The following is a 20588-nucleotide window of genomic DNA, read 5'->3' as shown; positions in this document are numbered from 1 at the left end:
CCGCTAGCTAAGTACTCCCCCTAGGTGAGGCACCGGGCGCCCACCTACTCAAAAAAACGTAACTTGAGCATTTAATATCCATAAAAGTAACCAGTCGGGCGCGCTCTGGGCAACAACAGGCACCTAGGGCCATTTTCTACTAGTAGCGTTATTCTATATGGCTTCTTACTCTGCTAGGCTGGAGGTTAACGGCCAGGTCTACCCCGTGGTGCTCTGCTCGTACAACTTTGAGCAGGCTATTGACGCCCGGGGCCGTATTAGTGAGCGAATGCGGCACGGTCTGCTCGAGCTGGTACTCGATGTGCCCGCGGGCGACCAACTACTGGTGTGGGCCGCCACGCCGCACTACCCCCTCGATGGGCACGTTTCGTTCCACCAAGTAAATGGCCTGATGGCCAGCGAAACGATAATGTTCAAGTCTGGCCAATGCATTGGCTACCAAGAGGTATTTGAGGCCGGCGCCGACCTAGTAGGCTCCTACCGCTGCTCGCTCACCATTGCCGCTGCCCAGCTGGAGCTAGCGGCGGGGGGGCCGTTGAGTGGTAGTACGCCTGCATCAGGGGCTGCGGGTTTGGCTGCCGCGGCAGGCGCTACGATTGCCGCCGCGCAGCAAGCCCAGCGCTTGGTAGGGCAGGCTACAGCACTGGTAGCCGACCCAGGAGCCGCCGTGGCCACCAGTGCAGTGGCTGCGTCAGTGCTGGCGGCGGTACCGCCAGCAAGCCAATATCTGTACCGCGAAGACAACTTTCCGTATGCCAGCGTGGGCAAGGAGCCGGGCCGCCTCAAGTCGTTTATCGACGCGGCCGGCAACCTAAGCCCGGCCAACCCGGCTGGTAAAGCCACCATCCAGGACCATGTGCGGGGCTCCGAACCGCGCAAGAGCGATAGCCCCTACACATCGACCTCGGCGGCCCTAAACGTGGGCAAGTCCTACGGCGACCACGAAATCCGCATCGACCACGCTGGATTGGCGCAGGGCATCGCCCATGGCGAAGTAGCAGGGGTCGAGATTATTAGCAATGACCAAGTGTTGCAGCACCTCGAAGCCAAGCGCACGGAAGCCCAGGCCCGCTACGACCTTGCCCCAAGCACCAAAAACAAAGTGCGCCTAGCGCGTGCCCAGAGCGATATTGAAAACAGCCGGCGTGACCAAGAAGTGCTTGTAAAAGGCGTAGTACCTGCCAAATACGTGGAAGTAATAAAAAAAAGTAGCTAACCCACCATGAGCCCGAATACGTATCCTGCGCCCATCTACCAGGCCCTCTACACCGACGAAGAAGGCCAGTTGATTGGGTTAGACGAAGTTCAGCTGCTCGACCCTGTGCCCAGCGGCCGCATTCCCGACTTGCTACCCCTGCTGGCCGCCGACGACTTGTACCTGGCTTACCAAGCGGGCCTAGTACTGGCTGCCTGGGGCATCGAGCCGGGCGTGGCTTACCTGCGCCACCTAGTGGCTATCCGCATCGACAAAACGGCTGAGCTAGCCCCTAGTCGCCTCACGGGCGAAGACAATGTGTACGACATAATCGGCGAGGCCCTCGGGCTAGCCGTGCTCTCCGGCTACGACGAGGACGAGATTACCAGCAGTTTGACGAGTGTACTGGGCTTGTATGGCGAATGCTTTTTTGAGGGCAAGCTGAAAAGCATGCTGCTGCAACTAAATCTACCTGGCTTGCTGCCCGCTGTTAAGCAGGCAGTTAAGTTAGCATTGGAACACGGACGCTACTACCAGGCAAGCCAATTGCTACCCGTGCTGGCTATGTACGACCGTCCTTACGCGCTCAGCCAGGCTGGCTTATTTGAAGATTTGACTGCCCAAGATGCCCGCATTGCTTACAACCTAGCCGAGATGCGCGAGCACGCTTAGCTGTAGCGACAAGTCTCCGGACGCCTCTTTCAACTTTCCGCTCAAGGCGTGGGCCTCGTCGTCCTGCGCCTGCTGGCGCGCCGCTTCCTACCGCCCCAGGGCCGCGTCTTCGGCTTCCAGGCCCGCTCCGCCCGTGCCCATATTCGGCACCCCGGGCACGGGCAGCACCGCGATGCTGATGCGCCCGCCCAGCGCGCACTGGCACACGCTGCTCTCCAGCAGCGGCGGCGCATCAAGCTAGACCTTTATCCTACACAACTTTATAGTCCCTAAGCTCATGCTCTTTCAAGCCAAGCAGCGATATCATCGGTTCCTGCGCGATATCGCTGTACTTATCTAGGTAGACACGCTCGCCCGTTCGGTAGAGAATAATTTGCGCGCCGTTGAACAAGCTTACTAAATCGCCTACGTACTGCTTTAATACGCTATGCAGCAGCCGTGCTAAGGCTTGGTCCGCTATAGCCATACCCCTACTATTGTTAGTGTCAATATACCAGCTGCTCTCTGCTTTAAACTCGCCCAAGGCTAGCTCATACATCTCTGTTTTAGAGTGCGGATAGATAAGTAATATTGGCTTACTTTCTTCCGGTTTGTCAGGCTCGCTCTCGTCGTTATAGCAGAGGTAAAAGTTTCCATTACTCTCGTAGAAGTAGAAATAACTATCATCTGTAAGCGGGTCGAGAATTTCGTCTAGATGCTCATCAACTAATTGGTCTAGTATCTGATGCAGGCCAGGAGATGGACCAGCAAACAGGCAATTATAAGTTAGAGACATAGGATTATAGAAAAAGCATTAAAGCAAAAAATCAAGGATAGACGTGGTGCAACTGTCCATTCTTCCAGACTAGTACCTCTTCTAATTCTGGGGCAGAGGCTTTGACCTGCTGCGACAGGGCTGAAATATCTTCTACGTTGACAGCAGGGGCATCATCCAAATTAAGTAGTAGCCGGCGCGTCTGGCTATCAGCTACTTTTCCATCCATAGTATCTCAGATGGTTTTTAAATCGCTGCCTTGGTGTGCATAGCCATCGAAGACCTTGCCTTCAATGCGCTAGTCTGGTTTCTTAGTACCCGGTACTGATGGGTTGTGCTCCACGTCGTAGTCGGCCCCAGCTGCGTGGTCGGCAGCTTCGTTTTCCCGGCGTATTGACTGCTGTTTTTTGGCCTCTCCCTCCACTTTGGCTCGCCGGCCGCGGGGTTGAGCATCAGGGTTGGGGGCGCGGCTGGGCTGGGTGCGGCTGGGCTCGACGGGCACTTGGCGCTTAGCCGCGTCGGCTTGCGCTTTCTCCTCCTTGTGGCGCTGCGCTTTTTCAGCACCGCGTTGCTTTTTTGCTGCTCGGGCCGCCGCCTCAGCTTGTCCTTCCGGCGAAGTCTGATACGCTTTGTGGGCAGCAATCTTGTCAGCCTCAGCTTTCTGGGCGGCCTCTGTCGCCTGTTTAGCCTCGGCGGCAAGCGCAGCTTCGGCCTCGGCAGCGGCTAGTCGCGCTTCTCGTTGGGCGAGCTTGCGCGCTACAGCGCCGAGGGCAGGGCCGATGATGACCTTGCCCACCACATAGCCCGTGGCGATGGCCAGCGCGTCGCCGCCCACCGTGACCCAGTTGTCCTGGGCGGTCGATGGCCACGGCCACATCGACGGCCACGCCCGCCACCAGGGCAGCTTCGGAGAGCTCCAGGGCCACGGCCCCCACCACGGCGGCGGGCGGGAAGACCAGACCTGCGGCCAAGCACACTAGCCCGAATATGGCCAGGCCCCCGGATGCTTCTTTCAGCTTGCCGCTCAAGGCGTGGGCCTACTTTCTGTTGCCCTCAAACCATGCCCTTCCTTGCCTTTCAGACTACTGGATAATCAGCCAACTCATAAGATAAAGATGAAAGTATATCTTGTACTTCTTCTCTGTTCTAAGCACCGAACTGCTGATTTAGAAATACTTTATTATGCTCTCTTTTCATGACAATACGCTCACCGTTTACTAAACACAAGAAATCGTAATTATAGGTTAAGACTAAGTCCTTGATTAATGCTAATAAGAGAAGCATTGCACCATATGAATCAGCTCCACAGCGGATATGCCAATTAGCATGGTAGAAATAAAATCCAAAGCTAAACTCAAAGCTATCAGTTTTGAATGCGGAAGTGTTGGCCCAGGTTTTATGTAAAAGAACGTTTCCTCGCCACTAGCCAACCAATACCCAACCCCGTCTTTATCCTCAGTAAGCTCAAATTCGTTTTGACTGGCGGTCTTTTTCAATACCTCAACTAGAATAGGTGCGGCACTAGGAAAAATAACTCCGTATTCAATAGCCATGATTACTAAGGGAACAAATGAACAATCTCACCATTTTTAATAGTACTAATTTATTCTAAACCCTCATGCGGATATCTCTTTCAATTGTCTGCTCAGCGCGTGGGCATTGTCGCCTGTGCCTAATGAGTATTAAATCTTTAAGCTGTGCAGCTTAAGTAGGGTTTTTACGGCGTGGTCAGCCGCACGCGTGGTTTCAGGCAGCCGATAGGTTGGTGCCAGACGCAATACCCAATCCGCCGCAGTGTCTAAAGAAACTTTGTGCCCAATCGAAACGAAAACTGGGTTTTTGCCTGTCTGCGTTCTGATGGCGCGCCCAATTACTTCTCCGTTGTCTACTAGGCTTTCGTAGCTTCCCCGGCTGGCAGCTAGTGGTCCGTACTCGCCAAGTAAGCGAGTTTTTGCGCAGCCGATGGTAGGAATACCCGTGACTACGCCCAGATGGCACGCCAGCCCGAACCGGCGGGGGTGAGCTAAGCCCTGCCCATCGCAGATAATTAAGTCGGGCTGCAGAGGCAGCTTTTCTAGCGCTAACAAAATAGCTGGCAACTCCCGGAAAGAGAACAAGCCGGGCACATAGGGAAAGGTGGCTTCGCCGTAATGCGAGACAACTTGCTCAACTGCCAGACTTGTCGCGTCAAGCACAACTACTGCCGCTACTAGGCGGTTGCTATCTTTTTCGTAGGCAACATCCACGCCTGCCACTGTTTTGACATTGTCAGGCAACTCGTCTTGCGCTCGCACAAGTTGCCGTAGGTGTTGCTGCTGCAATTCGGCGGTTTGTAGCTGTTTATTAAGCAATTCGTTCATCATGACACGCACGCTAGGCTAGCCCATACTTCTGAAAAATTGCCCGCTCTCTTACTAACTCTGTGTAAGGCGCAGACCCTTGCTCCAGCTGGTAGTCTTTTACCAAATTGCTTTGCTTGTCCCACTGTTGCTCGCTAAGTACAATGCCTAGCTCATAAGAACTGTTGGATTTAGCTTGTCCACCTGCATACCACTCTTGGTCACGTCCGTGGATACGGTTCCATTTATACTCCGTCTGAGACTTGAGCTGGCCGTTTAAGTACCACTCCTTAGATATACCGGTTAGCGTTCCTTCGACATAGGCTTGCTCACACCACAAGGTGCCTTGCGGACTCATTTGAAAAGCTATACCAGTAAAAGGCTGGCCTTGCCACATCATCACAAGCGAACCTGCATGATTATACTCCTCATCTAGCTCGTTTACACTTATGCGTGTCATCGTTGCAAATAATTTGTATTCTCTCAGTGATATAATTTACTTGCTGAAACAGCTTAAAGCAACAGGTAGCTATGCACGATAAATTAATATCAACCTAATCGTGCGTAGCTACCACCTACATTTTGCACGCAATTTTTCGAGCAATTTATAATTTTCATCGGCTTCGCTGATGGCACTATGACGGGTTAAGGTTCCAGCTTCATCCCATTCGGATACCTCTCGGCGTAAACCGTATTCAAAGACGGACTTTTCTTTTTGATTTCCTTCTGGATAGTAGTAAATGACATCTCCGTGCAGATAGCCTTTGCGATAATGAGTTATGGATTCTGGGTGTCCTTCAGAGTAATATTCTTTTTCTACTCCATCCTTGAGGCCGTCTTTCACTTCGTACTCTGTTGTAATTGCCCCGCTAGGTAACGCCTCAAAGACAATGCCGGTGTACGGTGAGCCATCTGGGTAACACACTAGGTCATTTCCATTGGCATCTACAACGTAAGTCAGGTCGAAAATATTTTTTTTCTCTGTGGCTAGACTGTTCATATTATTTGTTTCCAGATAATAATAATTCGATAGTTTGTGCTTCATTTATAACGTTATTTTGATTATTAATTTGGGGTTCTAATACTTTTATATTTGAAGATTTATTTTTATCAAACAGGGTATCTGAAAAATGGCAACCTGAAATTATGGTATTATTGAAAGATGAATGTCGTATTTCACTCTTATTAAAACGTGAAGATGCGTGGTAAGCCCAGTTCATGTTCGCATTGAGGAAATTACACACGTTAAACAGGTAATCGTAAAACTCGCTTTTTTCAAAAATGCAATCAATAAAAATGCAATCAGCGAACAAAATATCATGCAATTCGCAATTGGTAAAATCGCAATTACTGAATTCGGTTTTGTTAATCTCAGTGGAATAAAATTTGTCGCCACTAAAATCACTTCTAATAAATAAGCAATTATTAATCTTGACTTCATTGAAATTAATACCAGTTAGATTTAGGTCATTTAGTGATTCATTAAAAATAATTTGGTTTTCAACCGAGAACTCATCGGCAAGTACCTCTTGTGTGGTTAAGCCAGCGCGGGAAATAAGCATTCGGGGGCTAGGCATAAAGGATAGATTAGTCGTTAAGGAATTCAACTCCCTGGCTAGAGCCAAGTTTATCAAGAACTTTCGTTTTAAAATCTGCTTTAGCCTATACAGGCACATTCTTCAAATCGACTATGTGCAGTACATGTTTAGGGCCTACCTTTTTTACTTTAATATTTTCAGCAATTCGTTCCGCTTGCGTTTCTGCCGACGTACCTCGAAATTTACCAGGCTAGACTGGTGTTTTGACGTCGCAATATTTGTATGGCTCGGGCCCATCAACCGCAAAATCCAGATTGGGCTCTCCTCTAGATACATCTGGTCGCATCGGATTATTGACTAAGCCGGCCTCTTCAGCCTGCGTAATAATAGCTGCTTCGCTTATTGACTTAGGATTAATCTTTCCGTTTTGAGAGTCACGTGATAGTCTTTCTTGCTTGGCTTGTTGCTCTGCTGCTTTGGCCGCGGCAGCTTCGGCCGCTAGGGCTTCGCGCTGGGCGAGCTTGCGCGCCAGAGCGCCGAGGGCGGGCCCGATAATAACCTTGCCCACCACGTAGCCCGTGGCAATGGCCAGCGCGTCGCCGCCTACCGTGACCCAGTTGTCCTGGGTGGGGTGGTCGATGGCCACGCCCGCCACCAGGGCGGCGGGCGAGAAGACCAAACCCGCGGCCAGGCACACCAGCCCGAATATAGCCAAGCCCCCGGATGCCTCTTTCAGCTTTCCGCTCAGGGCGTGGGCCTCGTCGTCCTCCGCCTGCTGACGCGCGGTTTGCCGCCGCCCTAGGGCCGCGCCTTCGGCTTCTAGGCCCGCCCCACCCGTGCCCATATTCGGCACCCCGGGCACGGGTAGCACCGTGATGCTGATGCGCCCGCCCAGTGCGCACTGGCACACGCTGCTCTACAGCAGCGGCACAGCGCACCAAGCTAGACCTTTATCCTACACAACTTTATAGTCCCTAAGCTCATACTCTTTCAAGTCAAGCAGCGACACCATTGAGTCGTGCAGGCTTGTACCGTGTCGGCGCCTACCTGTAGCTCGACTAATGCATCGGCCTCGCGCTGCATGATTTGCAGTGCGGGCTTGAGGGCCAGGTCGCCCTTCTGGATGGCGCACTAAACTTAAGCTATTAATCTCTAGGTAAACTCTTGAACAATATCTAAGCTAGTGACCATTAGCTTCATATCTAGTATACTGGAATAATTATCATCATATAAAATAACTTTGTCTTTGTTAGTCAAAGCCTTATATACCCAAATAGCAAATTCAGCACCAAATTCGATAGTTGAAAATTCAAAAACAATTGTATCATTTACTACGCTCTTTTCTAAGCTACTAAGCCATTAAATCAATTAAGCCTTCGCTTCTTTAGCAAGTTATGTTAAGCAGATCGTAGCATTATGAACGACAAACATCCACCAACTGACTGACGAGATAGGTGTGCCAGTCGGCGACGTCTACGCTTGGCCCAAAAGGGGTGTTCGGGGGGGGCTTGCACTGTATCGACTAACTACTAGGTGTTAATCAAGCTAAAAATGCTTTTATTTGCTCATATGAGCTATTCCGTTGAAGCAAGTAGCTTTTGCTTAAATCTCCGAGTACTAAATGGATACCAACAGCAGTTGGATATTTTGTCCAAATAAATAAGCTAAACTGAGCTAATAATGAACTTGAAGGGCTATTGAGTTCTATACTAGCTGCATCACTAGCAATTGCTAATTCTAAATAGTTGTCTTTGGTCGTAACGTGCCACCCTTTTATGGTGTATTCTTTAGTGAAATCATAAATAGTATAACTATTTTGCAAGCAGTAATTAATTAATTTATTTTCCAAATGTAAAACGTCTACTAGATAGCGTGGGTATGTGGCCGGGGTAATATAGCAGGTCATTGGAATAAATTAGTGTAATGGAACCTCTTTAAATTCAAACCCAGTAAGGCCTCTTCCTATTAATTTATTTTTAAGTCTCTCACTGAAGATTGGGTAAGAGAATATATTATCGCTAATGCCATTCATATAAAATATGTCAAGTGGATTAGCTTGGAATTTGCTGTTAAAAACTAACTTAGTATATAAGACACTAATATCCTTCTCTCTGGTTGATTCAACTGCTGCCATTAACCCGCCGGGACTTTCTATCTCTAGTTCAGATATATTTTCTTCTTCAAAATCGTCATAAAGTACGAATTTGGACTGTGTGTAATCTATCAGCGGATAGAAATCAAAATCTATTAGCTGAAGCCAGAAATATTGACCTTGTATTCTATTTCTACTTACGTAATCGAAAGATTCTAATGGGTAAAACGCATGCCTTCCGATATTGAAAGCTGATAGTATATCGCGTAAAGTATTGCTTACAATAAATCCAGTACCCCCAATAGCATTGCCGTCCTCTAGCACGTCTGTTAAGGGGCCTGTTATTAATAATTTTGAAAAAGCAGGGGGTTGCACTGGTAAATGACTTGACACGAGCTGGCTTTGTGCGTTTTCAGCATCGATATTATATTCCCACAGTGGTACTACTTCACGTGTGCCCGCTTTTTCAATATCTACCCTCGCTTTGAAGAAATTCATAATTAAAATCCTTTTACTTTAGCTAAATCACTTAATGTTGTTTTTTCTTTTACAGCTTGCTCAATAAACTTATCTACCTTAGGCATAACTTTTTTCTCAAGTAGTTCAGCAGCAGGCATGTTTGGGTATTTTTTTGCAGCGGTACTTATTAATGATTCTACATACCGATTGTATGGTGCATGATGGTACTTGAGTTCGTTATCTAAAAATAAGTGAGTGTAAGCGCCTAACGCTTCGCCGTTTGCCTTGGCATTAAAGCCAAATCCCTCACGGTATGCCCGCTGCACGATTGGATTCTTTTTTAATGATTCTAGAGGGATTTTATGGTGCGCATGCAAACCGGTGCCGGCTGTTCCAAGGGCTTCACGCAGCTCAGCTCGAGCATTTTTAGTCCATTTAGACCACGCTTCCGCACTCTTTAGCGCATCCTCTAGCAGTGCTTTTAAGCAGACCGTAGCATTATGAACGACAAACATCCACCAACTGACGAGATAGGTGTGCCAGTCGGCGACCTCTACGTTGTAGACGGTGGTGGCTTGCTCGGTGCGGTGCGTGACATGTGCTACGGGCATGGTCAGGCCATCGGAGCGCAGCAACTCGTCGCCCTTGACCAGGTCGCCCGCATCGGTCCAGGTGCCGTTGGCCCAAAAGGGGTGTTCGGGGGTGGCTTGCACCGTGTCGGCGCCTACCTGTAGCTCGACTAGGGCATCGGCCTCGCGCTGCATGGTTTGCAGCACGGGCTTGAGGGCCAGGTCACCCGTCTGCTCATGCCAGGCCCAGACCAACTCGCCGACTTGCAGCTCTTCAATATTCTTATAGCCCCCTTCTACCGCTATGGGCGTGCCGGCCGGGAAGCAGGCCGTCACGCATATGCGCGGAATCTTGGCCAGAAACGGGCGGATGTTTTTCAAGCCCTCTTTCAGGGCCAAGCTTTTCGTCGCCAGGCTGGCCATCTGCTTCTTGGCCATGCCGAGCGCTACTTTCCCGCCCGCCTTAATAAGACCCCGCACGCCGGCCTTAGCCCCCGCCATAGCCACAGTAGCGGTTCCAAAGCTGAAGACACCCGCCACGACGGAGGCCGCATCCCAGACCAAAAAGCCTGCGTTCAGCGCCATACCTAGCTTGTCACCCGTCTGCGCCGCATGTATCAGGTCGCGTCCCGAACCCCAGATGGGAATGGCCCCTTCTAACAGGCCAGCCTCGCCTACCGAGTTCTTTTCCTTTTCGGCTTGCTCGAGGGCCTCGTCCGCTTCTTCTTTCGTTTCCTTAATCTGCTGACTCAGCTCGGGCGGAATGGGTAACTGACCCGAGGTCACAAACTCGATTTTGCCCTGGCCCAGCGGACAGTTGATACAAGAGCGAAACAGCAGTGTGTCGGCTCCGCCCACTTTAGCCGGGTAGGTGTCTTGCCACAGTAGAGGCGCGGGTACGCAGGGCACCGGCGTGCCACCCGCCATCTGCGTCTGCTTCTGGCAGATGACGAAGGAGGGAATATTAAGCAGCGATACCTTATCAAGCGCATTGCCAGCCACCAGCCCGGCAATCTTGCTGGTGCGTGGTGTGGTCTTGAACGGCATGGGCACCGTGCCCTGGCTGCATTGCAGAATGGCACCGGTCGTCACGTACTCCAGGGGATGCGGCATAAACGGCAGGTAAGCTAGACAAGCAAAACGACAGAGTTAGATGATATCCGTATCCTGCGACTTGATTTTAGCCTGAGCACTGGCCGTTATACTCAAGTTATTGCGGAAATCGGCGGTCAGGTCCTCGGCTACTAAGTCCAAGGTTTGCTTAGCATCGAGTGTTATAGCTTCTTCCTTAGCCGCGAGTAGTACATTCTTTTGCGCTGTAATCGTCACGTTATTTCCAGCTGTTAAAACAATATCCTGCTTGCTATCGAGCGTGATATTACCGCCCGCCGTAAGGCTAATAGGCCCATTGCTGGTGATACTTACGCTGCCATCGCCATTAAAACCGATGGCAATGGCCGTGCCTTTATTGTTTGAGTTAGAAATCAAGATTTTCTGCTGGCCCTGGGTGTCGCTCATCACAAACTTATTGCCGCCCGCTGTCTGCATCCCTTTCAGGTTGTTTTCCGGGTTGGTGTACTTGGCGCTCTGCTTGTTTTGGGCGTGGAAGAGGTTGCCCAGTACTAGGGGCTGTTCGGGGCGCTGCTGCTGGTAATGCACTAGCACCTGCGAACCCACCTCGGGGGTGAAGAGCTGGCCCTTGCCATCGCCGGCGTAGGGCGTGAGCACGCGTACCCAGTCGGTTTCGGCGCTAGTGGGCTTTTTCACGGGCCAGTAGTAGCGCACGCGCACGCGCCCTAGGCGCTGGGGGTCGGCTACGTCGATGACCTCGGCCAGCTCGGGTACGCCGGGTTGGGGGCGGGCATAAGGGTTGGCGGGCGGCTGGGGCAAGGAGTGCAGCACGGCCGTGAAGGTATTAGAGTAGCCGCCAGTATAGTCTAGCTCGTGCGTAAGCTGCACCACGCGGTACTTGCCTAGGCTGCCCACGCTCAAGTTATCGCTACCTAGGGCTTCGGCTGAGGCGTCAATGATGGTGCCTAGGCGCAAATCAGGGTTTTCGCTGCGGCCCCGGAAGAGCAGCGCCCCAGCCGATACGGCCGCGCCAGCATCTTTAGCAGCCGTTTGCACGTCGGTGCGGGCTTGGGGGGGTAGGGGAGCGGGCGCATGCAGGGGCTGCGTAAAGACATCCTGGGCGGTTTGCTGCGCAAACTCGGCGAAGGGGTTGCTGCTCAGGCCTGCCGGCGCGGCCGGGCTGCTGCCATCCCAACGCTGGTGCTGAGTAGGGTCGTAGCCGTGCAGGGCCACCTGACTGGGCCGAATGGCCGCCTCTAGCTGAAAGCTGCTCCACTGCTTGTGCAATTCTAGCGGCACGGTGGGTGCATCGGATGCTAGTCCGAAGTGCAGCGTGGTGCCGTCGTAGTAAAACCATTCGTGGCACTCGGCCAGCAGTCGGTTCAGAAAGTCAAAATTGCTTTCGTTGTACTGCACCACGTAGGGCAGTGGGGCCTGGTTGGTCAGGTTGAGTGCCCTAGGGAGCAGGTTGGCGCGGTAGGGCTCCAATACTTGATTGATGATGCTGCTCAGCGACTGCTTCACGAAAGTGCGCTGCTGCACGCCGTCGGTAAGCAAGCAGCTAGGGCCATAGCCCCGGATGACGAAGCTGCCGGTATAGTCGTTGTCGCTGGCCACCACGATGTCGGTTACGAACCCCGTGAAGGCAAATTGCTGGCCCGCCCCCTGCGCATCGGGCGTGAGTGAGAACGTGATGGGCTGGCCCACCAGCTCGCGGTGCGCCTTTTGCATAAAGCTGGCTTGCCGACCCTCTAGGTAGTCAAATGGCACCCCAATCTCGAACGAGTGGTGCGTGTGCAAGTCTTGGTAGATGCGCACGTAAGTAAACTCGGCCAGCGGCGCGGAGCTACCCTTGGGCTGGATGTGCAACGTGACCTGACGCGCCATGCGTAGCAAAAGTTAAAGGGTGGAAAAGGCGGATATACGGATTGAAAATACTACCCGGCTGGCAGTTGGCGCCGGCTGGCGCAAGTTGACCAGTGGCTGTACGTGTCTGAAAAGCTGTGGCGTCTGCTTTAGGAAGCCGTTAGCAACAAGCACATAATGAGATGTATTTAATCGTGCAACAAGCATTCTACCTACCCCCAAAGATGGCGGTAAAGCATCACACTTATGGGCTGCCCCGTATCTTCCTTGCACCTAACCCAACTGCAAGGCAGCCGGGCCACCGCGCACCCAGCGGCCCGCAGTGAATGTAAACAGGTATGGAATACGACGTTCTGATTCGCGATATTTTCGCCACACCTAGCATCATCGAGCAGTTGTCGGGAAGCGGCGGCTGGTCGTTTTTTGGCTACAACAGCTGGCTGACTACTAAGCCTTTTGTGCCAAATGACCTAGGCCCTAATTATGGCCCCGGCGTAGCGCCTCAGTTGCGCGCGTTTATGCGGGCGCCAGTGCACACTACGCCCTCCTATACCATTTATCAGGTCTCGAACAAAGGCAGTCTGACGCTGGATTATTACCACTTGCCCGACCACCGCACGCTCATCTACGACCGCCGCACCCACTTCGCCTACTGGGAGCAGCCGCTGGCGCTTGACTCGGGCAATCCGCTGGCAGTGACGGCCGAGCAGCTCAAGGCTATTTGCCCCGAAGCCAGCTTGGCTAACATCAAAAAGCACATTGAGCCGCTTAACACGGCCATGCAGAAATATCAGATTAACACGCGCTTGCGGCAGGCACACTTTCTGGCTCAAGTATCGGTGGAAAGCGACCACTTCAAGGCCACCCGCGAGTATGCGAGCGGCAAGGAATACGAGGGCCGCGCCGACCTAGGCAACACGCAGCCCGGCGATGGCGTGCGCTTTGCTGGGCGGGGCCTAATTCAGATTACGGGGCGCGACGTGTACATCAAATATGGCCGCTACTTGGGGCGCGACCTCACGCAGGGCAACAACATGAAGCTGGTGGAGCAGGAGCCCTGGGCCGCCGACGCCGCTGGCTACTTCTGGCTGATTTATAAAAAAGCCAAGGACCTGAACGGCCGCGCCGACCGCGACAACGTAGAGTCGGTAACCAGGGCCGTAAACGGGGGACACAACGGGCTAGCAGCCCGCATCCGCTACACTGCCAACGCTAAAAAAGTATTTGGGCTAAAATGAGCAACTTACTAGATGGGCAGCGCCTGAGAATAGCTGGATTGAGTGGTTCGCTGTTCTTCTGCGCGCTGTTGACCGCGTGTGGGCAAGCAGCCCCTCGTACCGCAGCGCCCAGCCCCAGTCATAGCCCAGTAGCCGCCGTTAAGACCGCGCCAACGCTCCTAGGCCGCTGGAGGTCAACTACCGACCCGCTATCCGAGCTGGAAATAACGTCGACGCTTTACACCGAGAAATATCAGGGTAAGTCGGTAGCAGTCTCCACGTATCAGGTTGCGACCAAGTGTGGGTGCCCCGAAGAAAAACAGTTGGTTTATAAAACGCCGACCATTCTCACCACGCGCAACCGGGAGGATGGCGACTGCTACTGCTACCTCATCGAGCAGCTAACCCCGACTACCATGCGACTGGCCAACTATGGGCAGGGCGGGTTTCACTCCTTCAAGCGCCTGAAGTAGACCCTAGGGCAAGTGCGGTGCCCGCTAGCTTGCCCACTTGTTATCCAGCACTACTTCGCCGCACTGCAGCTTGCCAGCCGATAGCGAGAGGGTCATGACCATACCGCTAGTCGAGCCAGTACCATCGAAGTGCTTGCTCAGCCCCACGCAGTAGGCGTCTTGAAACTCAATGGTTTTGCGTACGGCTCGGCTGTCGGCTTCAAATACCAGAATCTTGCCGTCGAGGCGCTTGGTGTTGTCCAAGGCCCAGAAGTGCAACAAGTCGCTGGGTTGCGAATCGAGCTCGATGTGCAGCTGCCCGCCCTGCACCAGCGTATCGGCGCGGTTGAGGGTGTCGGCGCTCTGATGAATGCTCCAATTGAAGCTACGCACGTTAAACGTTTCATCCTGCACGACAAAGGAGGCTTCAAACGACATAGGTGAGAGCTTAAGAAAGTATTAGCCAGGCAGCTGCTGGCACCAGAAAGTTACGCAAAAACTGTTGCCATTGCCTCAGGTAGGCTAGGCGCTGCGGTGTGCCCTAGGGTCTCGTTTGGCGCTAAAACAACCCAAAAAAGCGCGGCTCCTTGCCCAGCTCCACATTGATGGGCTCCAGCGTCTTTTCGATGCTTTGCTTGAGGTCTTCGGTGGCGGGCGCCTGCAAAATCTTGATAAATGCGGTGCGCGACTCTTGCAGCAGCTGCTTGCGCTCTTTGCTGCGAGCCTTGTGGTCGAGGGCGCGCTGGCGCAGGCAATCGGCATTGGCAAAGGCCACTTGGTCTTGCAGTAAGCTGACCTGGAGCTTGAGGGCCGCGCTAGGCGGGGGCGCCACACTAGGTGCCACGCTAGCTCCGGTGCCCCCACTAGGCGCTTGCGGAATGTGGCTGAGGCTAGCCTGGCATATAATAAGCTGCTGCTTGGTCTGGGCTAGCTCTTCGGCTAGGCGGGCGCTACCCTGGGCATCGGCGCCGCTCTTGGCTAGCTGCCCGCGCAGAACATCAATGGTGCTGCGGTTGGAGCGGAAGAGGTCGAAGGCCCGCAATTCGTCGCGCACCAATTGGCGGTGCGCGGGTACTTGCAGCTGGGCCGAGTCGAGGCGCAGCTGGCTCAAACCCACGGCAATGTCGTTTAGGTAATCTTGGTTGCTGGTAGTCAAGCGGCCCATCACTAGGTCGTTTTTCTCGTCGCGCAAGCGCTGGTCTACCATATCGATGCGCTGCAAATGATGCGTCAGCGTATCGAAGCGGGCCACTAGTTGCTTTTGCTCTTGGTGAGTGCGGTCAAGTTCCTTCTTCAGGCGAGCGTTCTCATCAGCCAGGCTGTTGTTAGAGAAGAGGTAATACGAGGCCCCTAGGGGCACGGCCAGCGCCAGCAAGTACAGCAGCGCAAATTGCCAGAGGCGGGTGCGGCGTTCGGGTTGGTTGAGCGGATTCATGCAGGCGATAAGCTAGCGGCGGGCCGCAAAGCAAGTACAATTAGATAGGACTCCAGCGCAAGCCACCGCCAGTAGTCGGCGACTCAGGCACTGGCGTGATAATGGGCCCGCGGTGGAACACCGGATTTTCGTTGATAAAAGTCTGCCAGCCCTCGCGGTTTTTGCCGATGTACTCGAGCTGGCTGAGTTGCCGAAAAATAAGCCCGAGCATCTGCCAAAGCTGCTGCTGTTGCTGCAAGTGCTCATGCACGCGATGGTGGTCGTAGGTCAGCGTCACGGCCGCTTGCAGTGCGGTTAGTAGGGTAGTAGGCGATGTTTCCGACCACTGCTCGCAGTACTTAAGTAGCTCCTCGCGCTCGGCTTCGGTGAGCATGTCGAGCGAGGTTTTGACTTGCTTGGCTACTCGTAGCAGCGCATCAAGTAGGTAGCTAGGCGACTGCTGCGGGGCTAGCAGCCGCAGCGTAGTTAGCTGCTGGGCTAGGGCCAGGGCGGTACGCTCAGCTAGGTCGCGCACTAAGTCGGCCAGGGCGCCACGCCTGTCAGCGCGCAGTTTCACCTTATGAATAATCTTAAAAGCGTCCGTCTCCAGTTCGGTTAGCTGAAAATCAAGCTGATGTAGCGCTTGCAGCAGCGCTGGGTGGCTAGCCAGCGCCATACTAGGTGGAATGTACTGCGTCACGGGCCGCAGCGTTCCCTCAGTATATAGTAGCTCGCCTACCACTAGTGCAAAGGCTGCGCCGGCCTGACTGCCTAATTGCGCTGCGGGTACCACGCTTAACTGGTAGTCGGGGCGGGTGTAGGGGTGGCGGGGCGGGAGCTCGGCGGGGTCGGGCGAGCCAGTGGGTACCCGCTCAAACGGATTGGCAGTGAGTACCACGCTAAAGCGCAACCTATCGGTAGCCGTCAGGCCAAAAGCCGTCAGCAGCTGCCCTAGGCTAGTGCGCACGGTAAGCGGTGAGCTGCTAGGAGTAATCTCGATGCGAACCCCGCCGGCCGTGACGGCCCGGCACTGCGTAAGGCGGGCTTGCATTTCATTTTGAGCATCTACACTCAGCAGTAGCTCGAAGGCGGCGGGGCTGCCTAGCTCGTTGGAGGCGGGCAACAGGCCGTAGCGGTCGGGGCGCAGTTCTAGGGCCACGGCATCGCGCAGGTGGTCGAGTACAAACTGGTCGGTTTCAGTGAAGTGGCGGCGGGCGATTTTCATCCCGTCCACCCAGTTCACAGGATAGTGCGTGAGGTCTGGAAGCATAGCCGCAAAAGAGAGGCGAAAATTAGGAAAGAAACGGCAGGTGCTACCCTAAGCGCCAGGGCTAGTCATAGGCACCCGCTGCGCCACAATAATGCTGCCTTGCCGCAGGAAGTTGTCTTGAAACGTGCGGTCGGGGTCGTAGTAGTGGCGGCGGCGCCACCACGCCCGCTTCGCATAAAATAGCCACCCGTAGGATTGGCCTTGGTCGTCAATGTATTGCAGCGCTTGGTCGGGCTTCAGCTTATTATAGTCGGTCAGGAAAATACCAAATAGGTCGTTCAGCCGCATCTGGTAAGGTGCTTTGGAAGAAAAATCGTGGTAGAGACTTTCACCATGGCGACGCGTCATCCAGAAATGCACCACCATAAAATTATTGAGGTCGATGCGCGCCAGGTCGGGGCCGGGCGCTAGGGGGTTGTGGCGCCACAGCTTGTAGCGGCGCGGTGGCACGGCTAGCCACGCTTGATACGACTGCCAGAAGAAAAACGGCAGCAAGAAGGGAATTATCGCCATCACAAAGCCAGATGGCGGCAGGTAGCCTTGCGCCCAGGGCAGCCAGTGCAGCGCCCAAATAGTAGCCCCGCCTAGCGCGGCTGTGGCCACCAGTGTGAGCGCCGATGCCCAACGGCGACTAGCCGTCAGCCAGGGCAGCCAGCGCGGCAACCATGCCGCATACGCTACGCCCAGCAGTAGTAGTGCCAGTTGTAGCAACCCAAATGTGAGCCGATAAGGCCAGGGGCTGCGCACAGCCGCCAGCCCGAGCAGCCCTACACTAAGCACTGTGCCTAGCACATAAAGCAGTACTCGGATAAATACTTTGCTCCCCTGCATGCGGGAGCTGAGATTGGAAACAGTGCTCGTGGCAGCCGAGCGAGCTTGTGAAGCAGGATTAGGAAGCATGGAAAGAAAGAATGGTGCCAGCTGCGGCCCGGCGGCTGGCCTTGCCAAGGTACGGGAAATCTGCCTGTGGAGCCAGCTTGCCCGGCTGCTAACCTAGCTAAGTGGGCCAGCGTAGGCACCCATGGTCCAGCCGTGGGCCTTACTATTGTGTTATGTCGTTGCGTCACCCTTCTGCCCGTGAGCTTCTCGAGCGCCAGCGCCGTCAGCCTTTCGATGTGCGCCTAGAGGTGCTGCTAGCCGAATTGCTAGCGTATGGTTATGCCTTTGATGACTTTGTGGTGCGGCCAATAAGCTTGTTTGCCCGCCGCTACCGCCGCGACCTAGGAACCGTGTCCGAAGAACCTTTCGAGCGCCACCACCGCGAAGTGCTGCGGACCGTGGTAGAAGTGCACCGCGAAGGTCTCTACGACGCCTTGCCTCAGCAAGTCTTTCATCAGCCCGGCAGCACGGCCGGGCACCCGCTCGATGTGCGAGCTATGGTGGAAGACAGCCAAGCTCAACGCCGTAAGGAAAAAGCCACTCGCAAGTTCTTTCTACCTTTCGAGCAAGAATTTTTCCGCTACCGCGTGCGCCTTGAGCAGGAAGAGCGGCGTTATTTTAATAGCCTCGCCACCAACTGGTACAACGAGGCCCTAGCCCGCTTCTGGGGACTGGCCGATACGGGCCTTCCTCCCGTGGTTCTTACTAACCTACTGTATTTGCTGCCATTGGCTTGCAACATCGTAGGGGACTTATCCCGCACCCAGCGTTGCTTCGAGAGCGTGCTAGGCCAAGCTGTACAATTGCGCTTGATAGCGCCGCAGCACTACTCATTGTCGGTGGCATCGGGCGCCACGGAGTCCGCTAAGGGTACCCTAGGAAATTTAGCTTTAGGCCGTGACATGGTATTGAGCGGCGACTATCAAGAAACACTGCCCGCGCTTGAAATCACGGTGCAACGCCTCACTGTAGCCGAGCTAGAGGCTTACCTCAATGGTGGTTGGCCTGCTGCCGCGCTCGCCTTGCTCTGCGAGTACTTCGTAGCCTTCGAAACCGATGTAATTGTGCGTTACGATATGGTTGCTACCGAACCTGTCTTCCGACTGGGTGAAGGAGAAGAAACTCCTGTATTAGGCTTTACCACGGCCGGTATCTAATAATAGGCTTAATAACTGAGTAGATAAGGCAATGGCTCTGTTGGAGGGAGAAGCCCAGTAAGAAACTATAGTAAGAGCGAGCCTGTAGCTGTCCGCAGTCAGCTTTTCACTTATCCATTTGTCTGTTCGATCCAGTTTGCCGCTAAACAATCTTTTATCCTAGTGGGTAAACGTGTAGATAGTATTGCTTTCGTTCACCGGCCTACGACGCTCAATCCTTCATCTATTTCATCCCACCGCAAGGGCCGCATTGTATATAGTTTATAGTCTACCTGCTATTGGTGGGCGGCTACTTAGCATATGGCGCCTCTACTCAAACGGGACTAGAAAGTCAGGTGCTAGCCTAGGAGATGGATTAATTCAGTAGCGTCTCGCAAAAGCTGATATGGCTGCTACTAACTCCCTTTTCGCCGAAGAGCTAGGAAGCCTAACCAACCGGTCTGCTATTGCTACTACACCACAGCCAGTCCAACCGATTTCCTAGAAGCAGCTCCTACTAGGTGGGCTGGTTCTCCGTTAGTGGCGTTGCTTTCCTATTAATGGTATCGGGCTACTCATTCAGCGGAAGTGAGCTTTTGTCTAATGTAAGTAGAGCGAAGGTACCTAGATTAGCTTGGCAGGTAGCCGTTTGGTGTAGGGGCCAGGGCAAGAGACTACCATAGATTAATGATTTCTGAGTAAGCACGGCCTTCGCAGAATGAAGCGCACCATTCGCCCCTTACTTCTTGGCTGGCTCGGGCGGTTGGCCGGCGTGGTGCTAGTTTACCGCTACGGATATGTCCAGCTCGCCTACCGGCTCCTATGGAAGGTAGCGTTCGGCTGCCCAATGGTGGCTGTTATATTGTAGTTGCTGCTGGTGCTTCAAATGCGCGAGTTATGGCACCACCGGGTGCGGGCGTTGTGGCGAGCACGGTACTGGCGGCGCAAGCGAGCTACAGATGACCGATGGCTGGATACCCTTCAGTAGTAGGTATAGCGCAATGTTCTGATCAGTAGCTACGACGATTTACTCTGTTCAAAGCACAGGTAAGGCTGCAGTAGCTTGATTTCTATATTAGACATGTGTAGTGCAACATTCAAGACTGATAGTGCGCTATCACTATAATAACCAATAATTTAAATTCTACTCGTCAATCTTATCCTGTCTGGAGGCAATAAAGAATGAAGAAAGTTTTGGAAAATCAAAAAGTCCTCGTACTTTTGCACTCCCAAAGCGAGAAAGGCTACTAGCTGACATCGCAAAAGGAAACCGACACGAAATAAAATTTTATTTTAATCGAAAATAAAATTTGAGAATTAAAAAAGTTTTCTTACCTTTGCACTCCCAATCACAAACAGGGCTTGCAAACGGCAAGAAAGGAGCTTGCGACACAGCTCGCACGGTTACACTAATTGAGTGTGGCACACGTTCTTTGAATGACGGAAATAGACAAAATAGTAAGTGTCTTGCTAGCTTCGGCTAGCAGGAAACAAGCAAAATCGAATTAGACAAACAAACGTCAAATACGAGCAAGGATAGCACTCGACATCAGCCCATGTTCGCATGGGTGTAGGAATATTTTACAATGGAGAGTTTGATCCTGGCTCAGGATGAACGCTAGCGGCAGGCCTAATACATGCAAGTCGAACGGTGGGTAGCAATAC

At 53.2% G+C, this 20588-nt stretch carries 22 protein-coding genes and 1 rRNA gene; 7 read left to right on the top strand and 16 right to left on the bottom strand.

Annotated features, from left to right (window positions below; all coding sequences use genetic code 11):
• The first annotated feature begins 157 nt into the window (after positions 1-157).
• Genes tssD (FNT36_RS14995) through FNT36_RS14985 form a run of 3 tightly spaced genes read left to right on the top strand, consistent with a single transcriptional unit; the run spans position 158 to position 2140 of the window.
• On the top strand, positions 158-1216 hold the full coding sequence (gene tssD / locus FNT36_RS14995; RefSeq protein WP_144849375.1) for a type VI secretion system tube protein TssD: 1059 nt from the start codon (positions 158-160) through the stop codon (positions 1214-1216).
• 6 nt (positions 1217-1222) lie between these two features.
• Positions 1223-1867 (top strand): hypothetical protein, encoded by a 645-nt coding sequence (locus FNT36_RS14990; protein WP_144849373.1) that lies wholly within the window; start codon positions 1223-1225, stop codon positions 1865-1867.
• A gap of 48 nt (positions 1868-1915) precedes the next feature.
• The gene (locus FNT36_RS14985; RefSeq protein WP_144849371.1) at positions 1916-2140 is read left to right on the top strand and encodes a hypothetical protein; all 225 of its coding nucleotides are present in this window, start codon (positions 1916-1918) and stop codon (positions 2138-2140) included.
• Here the strand turns inward: FNT36_RS14985 and FNT36_RS14980 are convergent.
• From FNT36_RS14980 to FNT36_RS14925, 12 genes are all read right to left on the bottom strand, one after another.
• Positions 2118-2642, bottom strand: a complete 525-nt coding sequence (locus tag FNT36_RS14980) for a hypothetical protein (RefSeq protein ID WP_144849370.1) — start codon at positions 2640-2642, stop codon at positions 2118-2120. The genes FNT36_RS14985 and FNT36_RS14980 overlap by 23 nt on opposite strands.
• Positions 2643-2919: 277 nt before the next feature.
• Positions 2920-3498 carry a hypothetical protein gene (locus FNT36_RS14975; protein WP_144849368.1) on the bottom strand — a complete coding sequence of 193 codons (579 nt, stop codon included), beginning with the start codon at positions 3496-3498 and terminating at the stop codon, positions 2920-2922.
• 391 nt (positions 3499-3889) lie between these two features.
• On the bottom strand, positions 3890-4174 hold the full coding sequence (locus tag FNT36_RS14970; protein ID WP_144849366.1) for a hypothetical protein: 285 nt from the start codon (positions 4172-4174) through the stop codon (positions 3890-3892).
• Positions 4175-4303: 129 nt separating this feature from the next.
• On the bottom strand, positions 4304-4984 hold the full coding sequence (nfi, locus tag FNT36_RS14965) for a deoxyribonuclease V (protein WP_233635946.1): 681 nt from the start codon (positions 4982-4984) through the stop codon (positions 4304-4306).
• Between the two features lie 10 nt (positions 4985-4994).
• The gene (locus FNT36_RS14960) at positions 4995-5420 is read right to left on the bottom strand and encodes a toxin-antitoxin system YwqK family antitoxin (RefSeq protein WP_144849364.1); all 426 of its coding nucleotides are present in this window, start codon (positions 5418-5420) and stop codon (positions 4995-4997) included.
• 108 nt (positions 5421-5528) lie between these two features.
• On the bottom strand, positions 5529-5960 hold the full coding sequence (locus tag FNT36_RS14955) for a toxin-antitoxin system YwqK family antitoxin (RefSeq protein WP_144849362.1): 432 nt from the start codon (positions 5958-5960) through the stop codon (positions 5529-5531).
• 1 nt (position 5961) lies between these two features.
• The gene (locus FNT36_RS14950) at positions 5962-6522 is read right to left on the bottom strand and encodes a pentapeptide repeat-containing protein (RefSeq protein ID WP_233635945.1); all 561 of its coding nucleotides are present in this window, start codon (positions 6520-6522) and stop codon (positions 5962-5964) included.
• Positions 6523-6748: 226 nt separating this feature from the next.
• Complete coding sequence (locus FNT36_RS14945; protein ID WP_144849356.1) at positions 6749-7408, bottom strand: hypothetical protein; 660 nt, start codon at positions 7406-7408, stop codon at positions 6749-6751.
• Positions 7409-8038: 630 nt separating this feature from the next.
• Positions 8039-8347: a hypothetical protein gene (locus tag FNT36_RS14940; protein ID WP_144849352.1), complete on the bottom strand. Its 309-nt coding sequence runs from the start codon at positions 8345-8347 to the stop codon at positions 8039-8041.
• Between the two features lie 66 nt (positions 8348-8413).
• On the bottom strand, positions 8414-9088 hold the full coding sequence (locus tag FNT36_RS14935) for an imm11 family protein (RefSeq protein ID WP_144849350.1): 675 nt from the start codon (positions 9086-9088) through the stop codon (positions 8414-8416).
• Between the two features lie 2 nt (positions 9089-9090).
• Positions 9091-10731, bottom strand: coding sequence for a polymorphic toxin-type HINT domain-containing protein (locus FNT36_RS14930; protein ID WP_144849347.1), 1641 nt, complete (start codon positions 10729-10731; stop codon positions 9091-9093).
• A 36-nt stretch (positions 10732-10767) separates the two neighbouring features.
• Positions 10768-12576, bottom strand: a complete 1809-nt coding sequence (locus tag FNT36_RS14925) for a type VI secretion system Vgr family protein (RefSeq protein WP_144849344.1) — start codon at positions 12574-12576, stop codon at positions 10768-10770.
• A gap of 317 nt (positions 12577-12893) precedes the next feature.
• Here FNT36_RS14925 and FNT36_RS14920 point away from each other — a divergent pair, with 317 nt between their 5' ends.
• A complete protein-coding gene (locus FNT36_RS14920; protein WP_144849342.1) occupies positions 12894-13793 on the top strand; it encodes a glycoside hydrolase family 19 protein in 900 nt (299 codons plus the stop codon).
• A complete protein-coding gene (locus FNT36_RS14915) occupies positions 13790-14245 on the top strand; it encodes a hypothetical protein (RefSeq protein ID WP_144849339.1) in 456 nt (151 codons plus the stop codon). The genes FNT36_RS14920 and FNT36_RS14915 overlap by 4 nt, the downstream gene beginning before the upstream one ends.
• A gap of 24 nt (positions 14246-14269) precedes the next feature.
• Here FNT36_RS14915 and tssD (FNT36_RS14910) read toward each other — a convergent pair whose 3' ends face one another.
• The 4 genes from tssD (FNT36_RS14910) to FNT36_RS14895 all read right to left on the bottom strand — a co-directional run bounded on the left by tssD (FNT36_RS14910) (position 14270) and on the right by FNT36_RS14895 (position 17808).
• Positions 14270-14662, bottom strand: coding sequence for a type VI secretion system tube protein TssD (gene tssD, locus FNT36_RS14910; RefSeq protein WP_144849336.1), 393 nt, complete (start codon positions 14660-14662; stop codon positions 14270-14272).
• 121 nt (positions 14663-14783) lie between these two features.
• On the bottom strand, positions 14784-15659 hold the full coding sequence (locus tag FNT36_RS14905; protein WP_144849333.1) for a hypothetical protein: 876 nt from the start codon (positions 15657-15659) through the stop codon (positions 14784-14786).
• A gap of 40 nt (positions 15660-15699) precedes the next feature.
• Positions 15700-16908 (bottom strand): hypothetical protein, encoded by a 1209-nt coding sequence (locus tag FNT36_RS14900; protein ID WP_144849330.1) that lies wholly within the window; start codon positions 16906-16908, stop codon positions 15700-15702.
• A gap of 48 nt (positions 16909-16956) precedes the next feature.
• Positions 16957-17808, bottom strand: a complete 852-nt coding sequence (locus FNT36_RS14895; RefSeq protein ID WP_144849327.1) for a TssN family type VI secretion system protein — start codon at positions 17806-17808, stop codon at positions 16957-16959.
• A 152-nt stretch (positions 17809-17960) separates the two neighbouring features.
• On the opposite strand from FNT36_RS14895, the gene FNT36_RS14890 reads away from it, so the two are divergent.
• Complete coding sequence (locus FNT36_RS14890; protein ID WP_144849324.1) at positions 17961-18944, top strand: type VI secretion system baseplate subunit TssG; 984 nt, start codon at positions 17961-17963, stop codon at positions 18942-18944.
• A 1562-nt stretch (positions 18945-20506) separates the two neighbouring features.
• Positions 20507-20588, top strand: a 16S ribosomal RNA gene (locus FNT36_RS14885); the annotation flags it as partial.

It is taken from the genome of Hymenobacter setariae (assembly GCF_007713685.1).
Lineage (GTDB): Bacteria > Bacteroidota > Bacteroidia > Cytophagales > Hymenobacteraceae > Hymenobacter > Hymenobacter setariae.
This window is presented reverse-complemented; position numbering and strand designations above follow the sequence as displayed.